The 18,400-nt window shown below is 45.1% G+C and carries 17 protein-coding genes; 13 read left to right on the forward strand and 4 right to left on the reverse strand.

The window, feature by feature from the left end; genetic code table 11:
- From RIG61_11985 to RIG61_12035, 11 genes are all read left to right on the forward strand, one after another.
- Positions 1-358: YHS domain-containing (seleno)protein (locus RIG61_11985; GenBank protein MEQ9619876.1), on the forward strand; the 358-nt coding region annotated here is incomplete at its 5' end.
- A gap of 156 nt (positions 359-514) precedes the next feature.
- Positions 515-2,980 (forward strand): sigma 54-interacting transcriptional regulator, encoded by a 2,466-nt coding sequence (locus RIG61_11990; GenBank protein ID MEQ9619877.1) that lies wholly within the window; start codon positions 515-517, stop codon positions 2,978-2,980.
- 208 nt (positions 2,981-3,188) lie between these two features.
- Positions 3,189-3,479 (forward strand): STAS domain-containing protein, encoded by a 291-nt coding sequence (locus RIG61_11995; GenBank protein ID MEQ9619878.1) that lies wholly within the window; start codon positions 3,189-3,191, stop codon positions 3,477-3,479.
- Complete coding sequence (locus tag RIG61_12000) at positions 3,476-4,207, forward strand: sigma-70 family RNA polymerase sigma factor (protein ID MEQ9619879.1); 732 nt, start codon at positions 3,476-3,478, stop codon at positions 4,205-4,207. The genes RIG61_11995 and RIG61_12000 overlap by 4 nt, the downstream gene beginning before the upstream one ends.
- Positions 4,208-4,250: 43 nt before the next feature.
- On the forward strand, positions 4,251-4,895 hold the full coding sequence (locus tag RIG61_12005) for a sigma-70 family RNA polymerase sigma factor (GenBank protein MEQ9619880.1): 645 nt from the start codon (positions 4,251-4,253) through the stop codon (positions 4,893-4,895).
- Positions 4,876-5,463 (forward strand): cupin domain-containing protein, encoded by a 588-nt coding sequence (locus RIG61_12010; GenBank protein ID MEQ9619881.1) that lies wholly within the window; start codon positions 4,876-4,878, stop codon positions 5,461-5,463. Before RIG61_12005 ends, RIG61_12010 begins: the two co-directional genes overlap by 20 nt.
- Positions 5,464-5,691: 228 nt before the next feature.
- Entirely contained in the window at positions 5,692-5,970 is a 279-nt protein-coding gene (locus RIG61_12015) for a hypothetical protein (GenBank protein MEQ9619882.1), read from the forward strand.
- A gap of 286 nt (positions 5,971-6,256) precedes the next feature.
- Positions 6,257-6,787, forward strand: coding sequence for a fasciclin domain-containing protein (locus RIG61_12020; protein ID MEQ9619883.1), 531 nt, complete (start codon positions 6,257-6,259; stop codon positions 6,785-6,787).
- Positions 6,788-6,870: 83 nt separating this feature from the next.
- Positions 6,871-7,407, forward strand: coding sequence for a peptide-methionine (R)-S-oxide reductase MsrB (gene msrB, locus RIG61_12025; GenBank protein MEQ9619884.1), 537 nt, complete (start codon positions 6,871-6,873; stop codon positions 7,405-7,407).
- Between the two features lie 263 nt (positions 7,408-7,670).
- The gene (locus RIG61_12030) at positions 7,671-9,329 is read left to right on the forward strand and encodes a DUF4331 domain-containing protein (protein ID MEQ9619885.1); all 1,659 of its coding nucleotides are present in this window, start codon (positions 7,671-7,673) and stop codon (positions 9,327-9,329) included.
- A gap of 85 nt (positions 9,330-9,414) precedes the next feature.
- Positions 9,415-10,719, forward strand: coding sequence for a tetratricopeptide repeat protein (locus RIG61_12035; GenBank protein MEQ9619886.1), 1,305 nt, complete (start codon positions 9,415-9,417; stop codon positions 10,717-10,719).
- A gap of 205 nt (positions 10,720-10,924) precedes the next feature.
- On the opposite strand, the gene RIG61_12040 is transcribed toward RIG61_12035, so the two are convergent.
- Positions 10,925-11,398 carry a YbaK/EbsC family protein gene (locus RIG61_12040; GenBank protein ID MEQ9619887.1) on the reverse strand — a complete coding sequence of 158 codons (474 nt, stop codon included), beginning with the start codon at positions 11,396-11,398 and terminating at the stop codon, positions 10,925-10,927.
- A gap of 383 nt (positions 11,399-11,781) precedes the next feature.
- Between RIG61_12040 and RIG61_12045 the strand changes: the two genes are divergently transcribed.
- Positions 11,782-12,978 (forward strand): NnrS family protein, encoded by a 1,197-nt coding sequence (locus tag RIG61_12045; protein ID MEQ9619888.1) that lies wholly within the window; start codon positions 11,782-11,784, stop codon positions 12,976-12,978.
- Between the two features lie 227 nt (positions 12,979-13,205).
- Here the strand turns inward: RIG61_12045 and RIG61_12050 are convergent, their stop codons facing one another.
- A complete protein-coding gene (locus RIG61_12050) occupies positions 13,206-13,802 on the reverse strand; it encodes a DUF938 domain-containing protein (protein MEQ9619889.1) in 597 nt (198 codons plus the stop codon).
- Positions 13,803-13,818: 16 nt separating this feature from the next.
- Positions 13,819-15,645: a translational GTPase TypA gene (gene typA / locus RIG61_12055; protein ID MEQ9619890.1), complete on the reverse strand. Its 1,827-nt coding sequence runs from the start codon at positions 15,643-15,645 to the stop codon at positions 13,819-13,821.
- Positions 15,646-15,959: 314 nt separating this feature from the next.
- Between typA and RIG61_12060 the strand changes: the two genes are divergently transcribed.
- Positions 15,960-16,379 carry a PilZ domain-containing protein gene (locus RIG61_12060; GenBank protein MEQ9619891.1) on the forward strand — a complete coding sequence of 140 codons (420 nt, stop codon included), beginning with the start codon at positions 15,960-15,962 and terminating at the stop codon, positions 16,377-16,379.
- A gap of 37 nt (positions 16,380-16,416) precedes the next feature.
- Here the strand turns inward: RIG61_12060 and RIG61_12065 are convergent, their stop codons facing one another.
- Positions 16,417-18,129 (reverse strand): dynamin family protein, encoded by a 1,713-nt coding sequence (locus RIG61_12065; GenBank protein MEQ9619892.1) that lies wholly within the window; start codon positions 18,127-18,129, stop codon positions 16,417-16,419.
- Between the last annotated feature and the right edge of the window lie 271 nt (positions 18,130-18,400).

Genomic DNA, 18,400 nt, shown 5'->3' on the forward strand with positions numbered 1-18,400 from the left:
ATTGGGATATGACCTCGTGTCGTATCATACGGAAGGAAAACCGGTAAGGGGAGACGGTAATAACCTAGTGGTTTATGAAGGCGTAACCTATTTATTCGCGAATGAGGAGAATAAGAACGCATTCGAGAAGAACCCCGAAAAGTATCTTCCCGCCTACGGGGGATGGTGCGCATTCGGAGTCTCCGTAAACAAGAAGTTTGTTGGCGACCCCCAAGTCTGGAAGATCGTTGACGGAAAGCTCTACCTGAATCTGGATAAAAATATTCAGAAAGAATGGAACAAGGATATACCTGGAAACATAACCAAAGCAGATGCAAACTGGACTGAGATAAAAGACAAGTCCCCTGCCGATTTGTAAAATATCTAGAAACATCAAACGGGCGCAAATGACAGTGGATCTGCGCCCGTTTGAAATCATAATCAGCATGCAGGAAGTATTATCCGAATCTATTGGTTTAATAAAATAAATGGTACGATGTATAAAATCGCATTATTGTAAAGACTCAATCTTGGTATGGTGAATAAAAGTAATAAAGCTAAAGACAAAAGAACATCTGACGACGCTCTAAGAGAAAGTGAGCTACGGCAGTCCTTAATTCTTAAATCAATTCCCGTCGCTATGTATGCAACCAAGGCTTATGGAGACTTTGGCGCCCTCTATATAAGTGAGAACATCAAACATATAACCGGGTTTGAAGCCGATAAATTCATTGCTGACAATAAGTTTTGGCACTCTAGAATACATCCCGAAGATAAGCAACAAGCATTAGACGAGATGCAAGAAGTTCTTTCAAAGGAGAACTTTGAACTTGAATACAGATGGAAATGCGCTGACGGTACATACCGTTGGTTCCTCGACAAAGCCGTCCTGATAACCGCGGAAAACACCGAGCCTAAGGAAATAGTCGGCACTTGGCTTGACATTACAGATCGAAAAGTCGTCGAGCAATCGCTTAAAACACTGGTAGAAAAGACCGCTTCTGTAACAGGCGTTGATTTTTTCCGCGTACTTATAAGGAATATGGCATCCTCCCTGGATGTAAAATACGCGTTCGTTTCCAAATGTATTAATTCAAATAAGAAGAAGGTAAGAACGCTTGCTTTCTGGAGCAAATCCAAATATGGAGAAAATTTTGAATACGACTTAGAAGGAACCCCATGCGAGAAGGTAATTTCGGGTGAATTTTGCTGCTACAACGAAAAAGTTGCCGAACTCTTCCCCGCTGACGAGGACCTGAAGAAATTTGACGCTCAGGGCTACTTAGGGATCCCGCTTAGTAACAGTAAAGGAAGCGTCATAGGTCATCTAGCGGTATTTCATGATAAGCCGTTTAAGGAAATCTCGAAACACTTTTCCATATTACAATTATTCGCGATCCGTGCAGGCTCTGAACTGGAGCGTATGATTGCTGAGGAATCACTCAGGCTCAGTAACAAGCAACTTTCTAAAAAAAGTAAACATGAAGAGATTATAAACTCCGTCACTAAAAGCGTTCACCAATCTATAGATATACAAGAAGTATATGAAAACGCGGTTGAGTCGCTGATAAACAACCTGGAAGACGTGGATAAAGTATCCATCTACAACGTTGAGGGGGACGAGGCCGTAATCAAAGCATCGAGGGGTACACCTGACTGGTATATTCAAAGGGCGGGGAGAGTCCCCTACCCCAAAGGTTTTACCTGGAAAGTGATCATCGACGGTACCCCACGGTATTGCCCTGATACGGAGAAGGACGAGTTCATCGGTCCGTCGGGGAGAGAATTAGGAATAAATAGTTACTTATCTATGCCCATAAAATTCGAGAATAAAAACATAGGAGTTATAAACTTAACCTCACTCAAGAAGAATTCTTTTGATAAAGCAGAACTGGAGTTAATGGAAATAGTATCCAATCAAATCGAAATAGCAGTCAGTAACGCAAAGCAGGCCGACGACCTTGAAAAAGCATTGAACGAGCTGAACAAGCTAAAGAAGAGACTCGAGTCGGAGAATATATACCTTAAAGAAGAGATAAAAACCGAGCATAACTTTGAAGAAATAATTGGTGAGAGTAAAGTTCTAAAAGAGGTTCTGCGTCAAGTCGAGATGGTTGCAAATACTGATTCAACTGTACTAATTAGAGGAGATACAGGAACGGGGAAGGAGCGAATCGCAAGAGCCATCCATAATCTCAGTTCGAGAAAACAAATGACTTTAATTAAAGTGAACTGTCCCGCGATTCCTTCCGGTTTAATTGAAAGTGAATTATTCGGGCATGAAAAGGGCGCGTTCACTGGAGCGCTCACTAGGAAAATAGGGAAATTCGAGCTCGCGGACGGAGGCACTATATTCCTTGATGAGTTGGGGGACCTGCCACTTGATGCGCAGGCCAAACTCCTTAGAGTACTTCAGGAAAGGGAGTTTGAGCGGGTCGGAAGTAATGAGACACGTAAAGTGGATGTCCGGGTAATAGCCGCGACTAACAGAAACCTGGAGACCGCGGTAAAGGAAGGGAAATTTCGTGCGGACCTGTATTACCGTTTAAACGTGTTTCCAATAACTCTTCCGGCGCTCAGTGAACGCAGAGAAGATATTCCCGTTCTTACCATGTACTTCACACAAAAATATGCAAATAAAATGGGTAAAGAAATAAAGTCAGTTAGTGAGGAAGATATCGAGAGTTTGAAGAATTATTCCTGGCCGGGAAACATCAGGGAATTAGAAAATATAGTTGAAAGGGCAGTCATTGTTTCAACGAATGAAACACTCAATATAGATAAAACCCTTGTTGGATCATTACCTGAACCTACATCAAGGGAGGATGAATCTTTATCTTTGGAAAGCCTTGAACGTGAGCATATCATAATGGTATTGAATAAATGCAACTGGCAAATTCACGGAGAGAAGGGAGCCGCTCACATACTGGGTATAAATCCTAGCACGCTCAGAAGCCGGATGGGTAAATTAGGCATAAAAAAGGAAGTAAAACTACTCTAGTAAAACCATATAATTATGAAATAACGCAATTCCTCGATATGTCGTAAGTATCAGTACGCAGAACTTAATACTAACTTGTAAACCTCATCAACAAAATCCTATGATCCCAGCCACTTAAAGCAGGATTGCGCCGCTTTACGATATCTGGCACAGCCCTTGCACATATTAAATTGTAAAAACATTTAAATCACGTGCGAGGTTGCCGAAAGTGCTAAGAATCACATTAACATATCTGGATTTAGAAACTACAAGATTGAGACTGGACGGAAAATTGGTCGGTACATGTGTATCAACTTTAAAAGATGAATGTTTGATCCATAAGGATAAAAAAAACAAGACTGTAATATTGGATTTCGCGGGAGTTTCTTATATTGATCCCAATGGAGTAAAAATGCTGGAGAGTATAAATGACGAGAAGTTGCGGATCGTTAATTGTCCGATGTTTATCGAGAAGCTCCTGGAAAATCTGATATCAGTGAAAAAAGGAGATGTGATATGAGTAATGATAGCTTGATCGATCCTATACAAAATAACCGGCAATTAGCTTACAACTATGACTCGATTAGTAGCGGTGAAGCCTCTATATTCGAATCGTCTGAGAAGGAGTACCCGGATGATATTACATTTATAGATTATAAAGAGTTGTTTGATGAGGAACTTGTTACACGCTATCTCGAAAATGAAGATGAAGAGGCGTTTAATGAAATCGTTGATCGCTATGGCTGGAAGATTCACAGGCTTGCGTTCAGAATTACGCATGATATGAGAAACGCTGACGACGTTCTTCAGGAGGTCTTTCTCACACTAGTGGAAAAGCTCCATACCTTTCGTCAAGAGGCAAGATTCTCCACCTGGCTATATAGAGTTGCTACAACGGTGAGTTTTCTTTATCTCAGGAAAGAAAAAAAATACCAGCAGCAATTAAGTCTGGAGAATTTAGAAACATATGATAAAACCGGATATGCGCATGGAGCAGAACTACAAGATTGGAGCTCTATACCGGATGATATCGTAATGAGAAGAGAGCAGAAGGGAAAAATAGAAAAAGCGATTAGCGAGATGCCTGAAATAAATAGAGTAGTATTTCATCTCAGTGATTTAGAAGGACTTACCAGTGTGGAAATCGGGGAAATATTAGGGATAAGCCTATCCGCAGTTAAATCCAGGATTCGTAGGGCGAGACTGTTTCTTAGAGATAAATTGTCAGACAATTTGTACAGGGTATGAAATTGATTTGGTCAATTCGAAATTGGGAGGGAATAAAGACGAGATGAACTATGAGAAAGGAGTTGCCACTATGAATCCCGACAGGGCCGAGTCGCGTTCAGAGCATTCAAGTGAAGAGCGGGACTTGAAATTATTGCTTGCGCAGATTTCTCTGGGCAACGAAGAAGCTATGAGGAAATTTTATAAAAAAACGGTCAGGCTTGTATATGGAATGTCACACAGGATAATCTTCAACGCCGAAGAAGCTGAAGAAGTAGCGCTTGAGGTATTCATGTATATATGGAAAAACGCGTCTCAATATGACCCTGAGCTGAGTCAACCGTTAAGCTGGCTTCTGATGATCACAAGGAGCCGCTCGATCGACAAAATTAGAAAAAACGCCAGGACGGTCAGTATAAACGAGCATATCGATGAAAATATGATAAAGGGTAAAGGCACCCCCGAGGACTCATGCATTGCCGGCGAGAAAAGAATGCTTGTCCGAGGCGCAATATCTCAGCTTACCCCTAAACAGAAGGAAGTAATCGAGCTATCATATTATCACCAGTTCAGTCACAGCGAGATAGCGGAAAGAGTCGGAATACCCGTAGGATCGGTAAAGAGCACTATCAGAGTTGCAATGGTTAAATTAAAGAATATAATTAAAAATGCGGGAGTGGAGTCGGAACATGTCACAAAAATACACTGACGAAGAAATTCAGAATTTAGCTGCTTCCTACGCTCTAGGCGTGTTGAGTGAAGAGGAAAAAGCAGAGTTCGAAGCCCTGCTAAAAGACGAAGTCGCGGCGAACGCCCATCTTCAATACTTCAAAGATATCGTGAACGACATTTCCTATAACACCGAGCCCTTGAAAGAGCCGGAGGGTTTAGAGAAACGCTTACTCGGTCAAATTGAAAAAAAAAAGAGAGTGAGTGAGGAACAAAGCGGATTTCTATACGTAAGGGCAGACGAAGGAGAGTGGGCCGAAGTCGTCAAAGGAGTTAAGGTAAAACAGCTTTATGAGGACCCTGAACGTAAGTATGCTACAGTGCTTGTAAAAATGGACGCCGGAGCTACTTTTCCCGACCACGTACACACGGAAGCCGAAGAGTGCTATGTAATAGAAGGTGACTTACACACGGGGGGAAAGGCTTTCAGCAAGGGTGATTATATCAGAGCCGAAGCGCACAGCGTTCACGATAGTATATATTCAGAAAACGGTTGCCTTCTCCTTGTCCAGTCTTCCGAAGAAAATGAAATGTTGCCCGCCACATAAGTTCCATTTTGTAAACTCGACATAAATAGATTTTGCATAGTAATATTTTAACTCCCAGACAGTGGGGCTCCCTTTGGTGAAAGTCCTTAATAACCGCCAGGCTCACCTTATATAAATTTCTTTTTTCACCAAAAGAAGTGATCCAAGGCCGGTATATCCACGTAATCTAGGGAAAACATATTCATAACCCGGTCGGACATGAATAAAATTTATAAGGAGGCAAGAAAAATGAGAAAGCTATTAGCAATCGCGGCTTTGAGTCTAGCGCTCGTATTACCGTCTGTATCATTCGCCGACATACATGCTTTTGGTGTAAAAACTCCGGTAGTTAAATCCGAAGTTAGTAGCCAGGCAAAAGGCGGCAAGGTAGAGAAGGATTTTATCAGTTTCTACATTAGCCCTAAAGGCGAGAGTGTTGAATCGAACTCGAAGGTTTCCGATAATTCGAGTGAAGACGACAGTTTTACAGTTTTTGGCGTCAGGCTGTCTTCTACCCAAAAATCATAACCCATACCCCCCGGAGGGAAGCCGCGCCTCTTTTGAGAACCGGCTTCCCGCCCCTCTTTATAAATATCATAATTAAGAATCCGTTCCCATCTTTTATACGCAAGATATATCCGCCATCAAAAATGCCAATGGCAACTTAGCCCTTATTACCCAAATTATTACTCCTTTGGACGATTATTATTTTTAAAGATCCAAATTGTAAAAATCAGCGTATACATATGTGAAAAAAAACAGAGGAGGTGCTTAAATGCACAAGATATTTAAAAAGTTTTTAATGCTGCCTGTAATGGCGGCAGTTTTTACAATAGCCGGATTAACCGCATATGCCGACACTACCGTAATGGTAGGCGGCGAGGCGATGTATCCGACAAAGGACATCGTGGACAATGCCGTTAATTCAGCCGATCACACAACACTTGTAGCCGCGGTTCAGGCTGCGGGATTGGTAGAAACGCTTAAAGGTCCGGGACCGTTCACAGTGTTTGCTCCGACGAATGACGCGTTCGAGAACCTTCCGGACGGAACGGTCGAGACCCTTCTCAAGCCGGAGAATAAGGACACGCTGACCAAGGTGCTTACCTATCATGTCGTGCCCGGTCGTCTTACGTTCGATCAGCTTGCTGAAAAAATTAACGCAAACGACGGAAAGGCCGAGCTGAAAACCGTAAGCGGCGATACGCTGACAGCCTGGATGAACGGTCCTCACAACATCCTTATCAAGGATGAGAAAGGAAACGTGGCGAGTATATCAACCTACGATGTAATTCAGTCAAACGGAGTTATTCAGGTTGTAGATGCTGTTCTTCTGCCAAACTAAAAAATTGGTTCATAAAAAAGGGGCGCTTTCGTTCACATCGAAAGCGCCTTCTTTAAAAACAAAAAATTTCGAGGAGATAAGTTATGAGCAAGAAAGTAATACAGGTAATAGTAGTATCGGTCATTTTTAGCGTTGGCTTAATCTATTTTCTTACACAAAATAAGACTTCGACAGGCTCCGTAAAAGTGGTTGAGGCTACTGCTGAAAATATTGCGGACGATAATCTGCCGGAGGGCGTGATAGGGCTAACGAAAGAAGAATGGAAGAAGAAGCTGACCCCGTCTCAATATAAAGTAATTTGGGAGAAAGGCACGGAGAAGGCTTTCTCAGGCGATCTTATCTATAATGAGAAAAAGGGTGTCTATGTTACGGCCGGTTGTAAAGAGCCTGTATTTCATTCCGACAGTAAGTACGATTCGGGGACCGGATGGCCAAGTTTTTGGAAGCCCGTTTCAGCAGACGCAGTTATACTAAAACCCGACTACGATCTGGGGTTCGAGCGCACGGAGGTTTTAAGCAAATGCGGCGAGCATTTAGGGCATGTGTTCAACGATGGGCCTGAGCCGACGGGCCTCAGATATTGCATAAACTCAGCGGCACTCGAGTTTGTAGAGGAATAATCATATCCAATCGCCACAATATTTAGACTGTTAAACTCAAGCCGAAGCACATAAGTGTATCGTTAACCATCCGCAAGATTCCCCTTCTCATCATAAATTTAATTTGTAAACGGCTGTCCGTCCGGGCAGCCGTTTAATATATTATCAATTAATACTTTCTAATATAGATAGCATATATTAATTAAATTCGTACATGAATGTGCTCCAAGCCTCTTTTGTCTCCGTATATATATGCGAATTTAAAATCAAAGGAGGTAAGAATTATGAGCATTTCACGAGTATTAACAGTGTTTACATTATTAATAGCGGGTTTGTTTATTTCCGCTATATCCTTTCAGCCGATAGCGGAAGGCGCTAATCACAGAGAGGCGCCAATCACCGCAATAGACGACGAGGCTGATATTCCGGATGTGTTTGCATTTGTAAGTTACGATCCGGAAGATCCCAACGCTTCCGATAAAGTTACGATGATCGTAACCTACGACCCTTTTCTGGAGCCGGGAAACGGCCCTACTTATTTCCCGTTCGACCCGGAGATACTTTACGCGATCAGGGTTGATAACGACCATGACGCGGTCGAAGACATAGTCTTTGAGTTCCGGTTTCAGAACGAAATCAGGCTTCCGAACGTTTTTACAGCATACGTAGGCGCTCTTGGCGGTGTTAACGCGCCGGATAATGCTCCCGACGATCTGGACGGGAATCCAACAGCCGGGCAGCCTGTGGTGCCGCCTGCGATAACAGCCCTTGACGGTCCCGGCTCTGAGGGACTCGGCCTGAGACAGTCCTACACCGTAACAATGGTAAGGGGCAAGGAACGCACGGTTCTTAAAAAAGTAACGGGCGGTCCTCTTTTTAAAGTTCCGACAAACGCCGGACCCAGGACAATGCCTGATTATCCTTCACTCTTTGAGCAGGGCGTATATGAAGTTGAGGACGGCATTAGCGTTTTTGCCGGAACGGTTGATGACCCTTTCTGGCTTGACCTCGGAGCCGCGTTTGACTCGTTTAACTTCAGAACACAGGGATTCGTTGTTCAGGGAGTGCTGACAGACGAGCAGGATGCAGACGACTTTAATAATTACGCATCTGACGAATTCTCAGGCTATAACGTAAACGCGATAGCTATCGAAGTTCCTATAGAACTTTTGACGAGCGACGGGGAAAAGCACGCTGCATCCGAACCTGAATCCACAATAGGCATGTGGGGAACAAGCTCCAGACCGACGAGGAAATTTTTCAGAGGTCCGGGAGAAGCACCCCAGCTCTCAAAGAAGTTCACTCAGATTCAGAGAATGGCCAACCCTTTAATCAATGAGCTTATTATAGGGATCGGTTTTAAAGATGAATTCAGCATGTCTCAGCCTGAAAATGATTCAATCTTCCAGGACTTCTTTCTCGATCCGGTGATTGCCCGTGTATTAAACTCCGTATATGAGGCGTTATTCGGCCCTAATATTCTGCCTATACCCGATGTTCCGAGGCTCGATCTTATTCCATTGGTTCAATATGCTCCGCCAATAGCGCCCGAAGGAACGTCTGCGGGACCAATCGCTGACCTGTTGAGATTAAACACTGGCGTTCCCCCGACACCGCCCGACCAGCAGAGCAGGCTGGGCTTTCTCACCGTACTCGACGAAGATGAGACCAACGACGACCCTGCAGGATTCCCTAACGGGCGTCGTGTGGTTGACGATGTTATTGACATAGTATCTCGCGCTGCGGTAGGTGTGCTGAATCCCGACTTCAACACCTTCCCGCATAACAGAATTGGCGACGGGGTTAATGTTAATGATATTCAACCGTACAGAACTTCATTTCCTTACCTGAATTATCCACACGACGGACGGAACAGCCGTCACGTCGATCCGGGTGAGTTCGGATGTACGGGCACCGATGATGGTGTATGCCCTGTAGATTGACAATTCAAATCATGGCGAAGGGAGGGTACGAACCCTCCTTTGCCTGATTCTTTTAAGCGGCAGAATAATAAACAGGAGGTTAGAAATGGTAAGGGCGTTCACATTTTTGCTTTGGTTCTTTATAGCAGTCCCATTCACTACTAATTATTCCCACGCGCACGAAGGCGGACATTCCCTTGAGGCCGTGAATCAGAAAGTCAGAACGAGTCCCGCGGACGCCAAGATTGAGTTCTACAAAGAAAAAATTAAACAAAACCCGGATGATTATTACAACTATGTGAAGCTCGGAGAGGTATATATCCAAAAAGGCAGGGAGGTCGGCCGGATAGCTCCTTACAACGAGGCTGAAGAAGCGCTCAATAAAGCGCTAGAGCTCTATCCCGAGGCTTACGCCTCATACATATATTTGGGGCAGATAAGCTCCTACAAGCACGACTTCCATAGAACGATTGATCACGCGAAAAAAGCAATAGAGTTAAGACCCGAAAAGAGCACGCCGTACGGTGTTCTGGGCGACGCCTATCTGGAGCTCGGAATGTATGAGGGTGCGGATAGGGCTTACGAAATAATGTCCAGACTGGACCCCGGCTTTTACTCATTAAGCCGTATCGCTCAGATAAAAGAACTGAACGGAGACAGAGAAGGGGCAATCAGGGCTATGAAAAAATCCATCGAGCTCGCCCGGAGGCAAAACTTGCCCGAAGAAAATCTAGCCTGGTCCAAAGTCATGCTTGGCTCCATGTATTTAAACACTGGGGAGCTCACAACTGCCGAGGAATATTACAAGGAAGCCCTTCTGATTTACAAAGACTACTATCTCGCGCTCGAGCACCTTGCCGAGGTAAATGCCATAAGAGACAATTTCGATAGGGCCGCCGAACTCTATGAAGAAACACTCACGATGAACCCGAAACCTCAATTTTATATCGCCCTTGGAAATATCTATGAAAATCTGGGCGACCAAGAAAGAGCCGACAGCCTGTACACGAAGGCCGAGAAAAGATATGAGGAGATTATTCACGACGGCATAAAAGGGCATTCAAGAGAGCTCGCCCTCTTCTACGCAGATAATAATAAAAATCTGGATCACGCATTGGAGCTTTCGTTGCACGACTCTGAAAATACTGAAGATATTTATGCCTATGACACTCTGGCCTGGGTCTATTACAAGCTCGGCGAGCTCAACAAGGCTGAAGAAGCTATAAACAAGTCGTTAAGGCTAGGTACCGAGGACGCCCTTCTCTACTACCACGCAGGAATGATTTACTACAAACTGGGGAATATGGAGGAGGCAAAGAAATACTTACAGCTTGTCCTGGTGACGAATCCGAATTTCGATAAGAATAAGACGGGCGAGGTAAAAGCGGTGCTCGCGGAAGTGAACGAATAGATCTCTTAATTTTATTGCCGGAGATTCATCGACTGATAAAACCGGTATACGGAAAGGCTACGAAAGCGCCCGTGAAGCTAATCGTGTTATTTTTTTGTCAGCCCATATAATGTTTCGGCATCCCGTCCTTTTGTAACTGGAGTATACGGGTGCTTCTGTATTATGTCACGCAAAAAACTCACCGGTCAGGGTTTGACAGATCATATCAGTTCATCTGTTCTGAAAAATCCGCAATAACGGGTTTAACAAGCCTCTCCAAATCCTGATAGCTCATCTTTATCGCGTCGGTATGGGTCCCGGCATTAAAAACGATTTCTTCATCTTCCGACAAGGCTTTTGCCACATAAATGGGCAGATCGTACAAATTCCCAAAAGGCGGCATAGCTCCTACCTCACAGTCAGGGAACATTTTTCCAAACTCTTCTTCCTTGGCAAGCTCAACATGTTTTGCAGACATTACGTCTTTAAGGGCTTCTAAGTTTATTTTTCGGGAAGCCGGTAAGACCGCCATTGCATAGCCTTCATCGGCCTTCACAATCACCGTTTTAGCCAACTCCTTACCCGGTACGTGCACCAAAGCAGCTATTTCCTGCGCGGTATAAGCCGGAGAATGAGAAATTACCTTGTACTTTATTCCGTTATCATCCAGATAATCTTTCAAGCTTTTAAGTACGCTCATTTTATTCCCCCCTTAATCCTCTTCCTTATATAAATATTATATCAAATACTGTTCCGGAGTGGAACACAAAATTATAGATGGAATTTAGCATCAATTTCCCGATTGGATGTCAAATATCGTAAAATCCTACGGAATTCGGAATATATTAAAGCGTATGGATGAACCGCTGTTCATGAAAAACTGCGTGTCTGACCTGACTGTGACCCTTAAGCCATTATTGCTCCGGGTTTGGTAGTTTCGATCTTTCTAGGTGCTTTCTTACCGGCGCCAGGAATAAATCCCTGTATGCAGGTTTGCATGAATCTACAATCACAAAGTCTTTACAAAACGAGATACAAGGGTAAAATATGAGTGAGCGCTCACTCATACATGCGGGTATTGCAATGAAACGAATAACCGGTAAGAACGACCAAATTTTTTCGCTGTTTGAATCCGCCTATAGACCGTTTTTTATCCTGGCGACAATATCATCATTATTTTTTATGACAATCTGGACGGCTTTCTATACTTTTCGACTCAACCTGAATTTTGAAAATATATCCCCGGCTATGTGGCACGCCCACGAAATGTTATTCGGCTATACAATGACAGTAATAGCGGGCTTTATATTAACCGTTGAGAAGTACTGGTTAGGGGTGGTTATAAACAAAAAATCGGTACTCATTTCACTGGTGGTTCTCTGGATACTTGCGAGAGTATCGATTTCGCTGACTTTTATTGCCGGTTTCCCCTGGAAAATCGGGGCGGTAGTGGACTGCCTGTTCCTTATTATTCTTACTATAAGAGTAGCGTATCCGATAATAGGCGCTAAAGCCTGGAGCAAAACGGTCCCGTCCGCTCACCTGGCCATCATAACTGCAGGCAATATTATATTTTATCTGGGTCTGTTCGGGATATTATCAAACGGCCAATATTTGGGTGTGTACTCGGCCCTTTTCGCAATCATATCGTTCATTCTAATTATGGGGCGGAGGATGATACCAATATTTATCCGGAACGGACTAAAGTTCAAATTCGACCCCAGGAACTGGCGTGCTATCGATATGCTGGGCATTGTGTTCTTTGTTCTGTTTTTCGTTACGGAGTTATTTTCCCCAAACGGCAAAATCGCTTCAGTAATTTCGGGAATACTGGTTGTAATTTTTTCGATCAGATTATACGGATGGTATTCGGGCAAGATATGGAGCAAGCCTATGCTCTGGGTCCTTTTTGTCGCTTACACCTGGATTGTGATCGGGTTCGGACTTAAATTCCTCTCCCTCTATTTTAATATCCCTGGCTTTCTATCCGTTCACAGTTTTACCTACGGGGGTATAGGCGTTATGACTATCGGATTCATGGCCCGTGTAACGCTGGGACATACGGGAAGAGATGTATTTGACCCTCCGAAAATAGTGTTCTGGATTTTTGCCGCTTTACTTGCCGGAGCAATCGTAAGAGTATTCTTTCCGCTGATTGACAGAGGCCATTATCTGATTTGGATCGGCGTCTCGCAATTATTATGGATATTATCGTTCCTTATTTTCGCGATTGTATTTTTCCCGATGCTCTTTACACCCGCATTAGAGAAAAAGGCATGATTATTATAAAAAACGCAAGCAATTACATTCAAAGTACACCTCTACGCAGCGATTTGTATTTCGGGATTCAGGCATTGAAAGATATTCTCCTAAGCCCTACGTAGTAGATTCTAATCCCGCCTCGCCCGCAATTAGCGTTTCATATTACAAGTGATTTATTTAGAGCTTCCCAGGATGTGCATTTGATTCAACATATGGGATTTATCCGAAGGATTCTGCCATAAGGCTCATGCCCCTTTCCTCCACTCCAGCAGCCGGTTATTGACGGGCATCTCGTGGTCTTTGACGAGTTTTAATCCCTCTCTTTCAGCAAGGGAATTCACCCACTCGAAATCACGGATAGCGCTTTCGGGGTTCTGACTCCGGAGCCAGGCGTCGAACTTTTTATTGCTCTCGCTCGTATATTTGCCGTCGTAGTTAAACGGCCCGTATACGCAGAGCGTCCCGCCGCCCTCAAGTCTCAATCCTATGCCCTCAAGCATACACTTTATCCGGGGCTTCCCCATAATGTGGAGCGTGTTCGCCGAAAAAACCGCGTCCGCCTCCTCTACAGGCCAGAGGGCGTCGGCAACATTAAGGACAACGGGCTCTTTTATGTTGGGGAGATTCGCCTCATCGAACCAAAGCTTCATACCGGAAATATTCTCGGCCAAATCCGAGGGCTGCCATGTGAGGTGTGGGAGATTGGCGGCAAAGTGGACCGCGTGCTGTCCCGTGCCGCTTCCGATTTCAAGCACGAGAGAGGAGTCCCGAAAGGCTTCCTTTAAAACAGCGAGTATCGGGCCCTTATTATTTTCACATGATTGACTGAAAGGCTTTTCCATTATTGTAACGAGGGCTTTACTGACCGAGCTTCTTTTCCCTTTTCGATTCGATTGCCCTCTTCACGGCATCAAGCTCGAATTTACGCAGTCTCGTGCTCGAAGGGGTAATCTCGACAAGCTCGTCCTCGGCTATAAACTCTATAGCCTGGTCGAGTGACAACGGTCTCGGAGGCCTCAATACGACAAGTGTCTCGGCCGTCGAGCTTCTCATGTTGGTGAGTTTCTTCTCTTTTGTGATATTGACGTTCAGGTCGCCGCTCCTGTTCCTCTCACCCACGACCATGCCTTCAAACACTTGAGTGCCGACATCGACAAACAGCTCTCCTCTATCGACCATCGAAAGACAGGCGTAGGTAGTCACCTTCCCGCTTCTGTCCGAGACAAGCGCCCCTGTCGAGCGCTGAGGAATCGGGCCGTACCAAGGCTCGTATCCCTCGAAGAGGGCGTTAATAACACCCGCGCCCTTCGTAATTATTTGAAACTGGCTTCTGAAGCCGATGAGACCCCGTGACGGAATAAGAAACTCGATATCCACTCTTCCGTTTCCGCTGTTGTGAAGGTTGACCATCCGCCCCTTCCTCGAAGATATGGTTTCGGTCACGGCTCCTACATAGGCCTCGGGAACATCGACGAATATGCGCTCTACAGGCTCCGTAACTGTGCCGTTATCGAGCTTCGTCAGCACCCTGGGCTTTGAGACCATAAACTCGTACCCCTCTCTTCTCATCATCTCGATCAGAACGACCATCTGAAGCTCTCCGCGCCCCGAGACCTCGAAGGCGTCGGCCCTTTCCGTATCCTTTACCTGTATGGCGACGTTCCCGAGCATTTCTCTCAAGAGCCTGTCCCTCAGATGACGGGAGGTCAGAAATTTCCCCTCCTTACCGGCAACGGGACCGTTGTTAACATAGAAAATCATCGATATTGTGGGTTCATCCACGGTAATCCGCTTGAGGGGCTCGGGGTTTTCAACGCTCGAAACCGTATCGCCTATCTTCACCTTGTCCTCACCCGCAATTGCGGCTATTTCGCCGGCTTCGACCCTTTCGACGGGTGTTTTCTGCAAACCGCTGAATGTGTAGAGAACCGAAATCCTGATCGGCGTACTTGAGCCCTCTCCGCACAGTGTGTAGCCGCGGTTCGCCTCGAGCGCGCCGTTCGTGAGACGCCCGATCGCGATCCTGCCCACGTAATTATCATACTCAAGGTTTGTAACCAGAAACTGCGTAGTGTTGCCGTCCCCTACCTCGGGACCGGGTATCGCGGATACTATCGTCTCAAAAAGATGAACAAGGTCGCCCGACTCCTCTCCCAGGCTCCGCCTGGCCACACCGGTTTTTGCATTCGTGTATATTATCGGAAATTCGATCTGGTCATCCTCGGCATCGAGCTCGATAAAGAGGTCGTAAACCTCGTTAATCACCTCCTCGGGACGCGCGTCGCTTCTGTCTATCTTATTGATTACGAGTATGATCGGGAGCTTCTGTTGAAGCGCTTTCTTCACGACAAACCGGGTCTGCGGAAGCGGCCCCTCGCTCGCGTCCACAAGCAGGAGCGCCCCGTCAACCATGTTGAGACTCCTTTCCACTTCGCCGCCGAAATCTGCGTGCCCCGGAGTATCCACTATGTTTATCTTGATGCCCTCATAGAGGACTGCCGTATTCTTGGCCATTATGGTTATCCCGCGTTCCTTTTCAAGGTCCATCGAGTCCATGATTCTCTCTTCCACAACCTGGTTCTCGCGGAACACGCCGCTTTGTTTGAGCATCGCATCCACAAGCGTGGTCTTGCCGTGATCGACGTGCGCGATAATAGCTATATTTCTTATATTCTCATTCCTCATAAAACCCTGTTTCTCCCGTGAAATAATTACAGCCTCTATAGCTGTAAGCGCTTAAATATACACTACCTTAAATAATATGCATGAAGATTTGGAATTAAAGCGGATCAGAGCTGCTGCGGTTCCCCCTCCCTGAATCCGCATACAGTAGTTAAGCCTTCTATAGTAAGGAGGCGATATTTAAGTCTGCCCGATAGTTTGCTGTTTTAATTAATTACATTCCCACCCAGACTTACAAAAACAGGACGAAAGTTATAAGCAACATACAAACCAAAGTCCAATTGTATAGAGTCAAATAATAATTTAATTTAAAGATTGTGGATAACGGCAGCTCATTTGAAAAAGATCTGAAGCTGGGACAGCTTACAGAACGTCGCGGCGAATGTATTAACGTTCTGAGGCGTTCTACAAGAATTCCCTATTACAAAAAACTGAAGTACGGGCTTCTGGATTATAAATCCTCCGCCGATTCCCGTATTCTCAGATTCAGCGGTTTTATAGTTAATATTTCCGAGCACGGCGTCGGAATCGAGGGAAGCAGAGGATTTCCCCCGAACTTTCAATTAAGCGTCAGCCTGTACACAGGGGACAAAACTGTGAGATTAGAAGGAACAATTAAGTGGTTATATCACTCCAACCTGGAAAAATGGTACATGGGAATTGAAATTATCAGCCGCCAGGATGAAATAAAAAAGATATACAAAAACATAATGATGACAGAAGGCAGCGAATTATAAATCGTCGCCAGAGCCGCTTATACGCAATACAAGGCCATCAAGAACCCGGCACGCCCTCGCCGATCTCCGCAAACTTGGCTTTTAATTCGGCTACCCGTACCTTGGATTCGGATAATTTCTCTTTTTCCATCTTATAGAAATTCCTGAGAGGGACAAGAGAGTCCATAACCTGTATCTTTATTCCGCTGAAATCCCTTTCGAGCTGTGAGCTCACTCCGGAAATGAGCTCTTCAATCAACGCGTCCACCTTTTGGCTGAACTCTTTCATCGCATCTCCTCTCTTCTTAGGGAGAATGGCAAAAGCGGTGGCCATAAGGGCTACCGTAGCCAGTATCCCGGTTATATCGACAATAAGGGATGAAAAAGCTGAAACCACAGCTGCGCCGACAGCCAGAGAGCCGACCTGAACGCCCAGAACAGACGCAACTGCGCCTCTCGCGGAATCAACCAGATTACCTCCGAGACTTGCCGGGTCTACGGCTTTTCTTTTGCTCTCAAGCTCGGACCTGACAGTGTCCACGAGCCTCGTTCTGTCGTACATAAACCCCGCACTCACACCCGAGGAATCAGGCTTTATCGACTTATTATAAAACTCTATGCTGCTGTCAAGAAGGCTCCTTGCGGACTTTTCAGTCCAGATCACCATGGCGTCGAGGTCCTTTTCAAGCTCCGCCACTGTCTGGCGGGAAACCCGGTACTCGAACTCTTTGGCTATTTTCTTCTTGCTCGTGAGCTTGAGGATGTTGCTGAACCTTATAAGCTCATCTATGTACTCAATACCTCTCGTTTTAAATTCGAGAAGCCTGCTCCTTATCCTCTCTGTAAACTGCGCGGAATTATTCACTATCTCTTCCTTCATCGAATCAAGCTTCTTCTCGAATTCGGCCAGCTTCTGCGTATCTTCGGTTATTTTTTCAATATGCCCGTCGAGAATATTTTCCGCCTCCGCGCATAAATTTATGGCAATATCCGAGGTGCTCCCGATTTTCATCCGTATGCGCTCTTCTTCGCCCAGTGTATTGAATATATACTCCTCAAGCTTCTCAAATCCGCTTCTCTCGTATAAGGCGGAATCGGAAGAGTGCATCGCCTGAGAGGCAAGTCGTGCCGAGACAGGTATAACAAGCGGCTTTATGCCGAACTTTCGCTCCAGTTCCTTTTCGGTGTGTTGTATCAGCGTCTCAAGCTCGTCCCGGTCTCGTGCGATATCGATCTTGTTTAAGAGGAAAACTATATTTTTTAACCAGTCCTCCCTGATAAATTTTATAAGCTTCGCTTCGCTTCCGGTAACCGCACGTTCCGCCCCGATCGTGAAAAACACGATGTCGGCCTTCGGGATAAACTCCTGAGTAAGCTGCTCGTGCTGCTCGATCGTAACGTTTGTGCCGGGGGTGTCAACTATAAAGAGCCCCTTTAACCTGTCCTGAGCGAGAGATATGACACGGTTTCCATTTTCAATGTGTTCTTCCTCATTGTCCCCGTATCTAATTATGATTATTGTATCGGTAGTGGGGGTTATGCCCTCGGGGAGCACCTGCTGTTTAAGAAGGGTATTGATTATGGAAGATTTTCCCGTGCTGAACTCGCCGATGAAAACAAGAGAGAAGAGGTTCTCCACGCTCTCCTGTACCGATTTTAACTTTCCCTCAAGCTCCGGATCGGATAATTCCTTTATTTCAATAAATAAGGACTTGAGCAGTAATTTTTGCTCCAGAATAATTTCTGAGTATTTCTCTTCCAATATTTGCATAGCAATTCAGTACTCAATTATAACCAAGAAACCATATTATTGATATTTAAGGCCAACCGGGAGCGGAAACCCGCTACAACCTCTGGATAATCCATACTTGTAATACTCAAAGCAGGCAGTAAACTGAGTTATATAGGGTAATTGGAAGAACGCGTACCGAGAGCTTGAATACTACAAATATAAAAAATTCAATTTTAATCCTGCTGGCCGGTATAGTTTATATAGCCGCTGTATTCCCTGCGCTCACTATCTTATACAGCTCAACAGCCTA

The sequence above is a fragment of the Deltaproteobacteria bacterium genome, from assembly GCA_040223695.1.
GTDB lineage: Bacteria > Desulfobacterota_D > UBA1144 > Nemesobacterales > UBA2774 > JAVKFU01.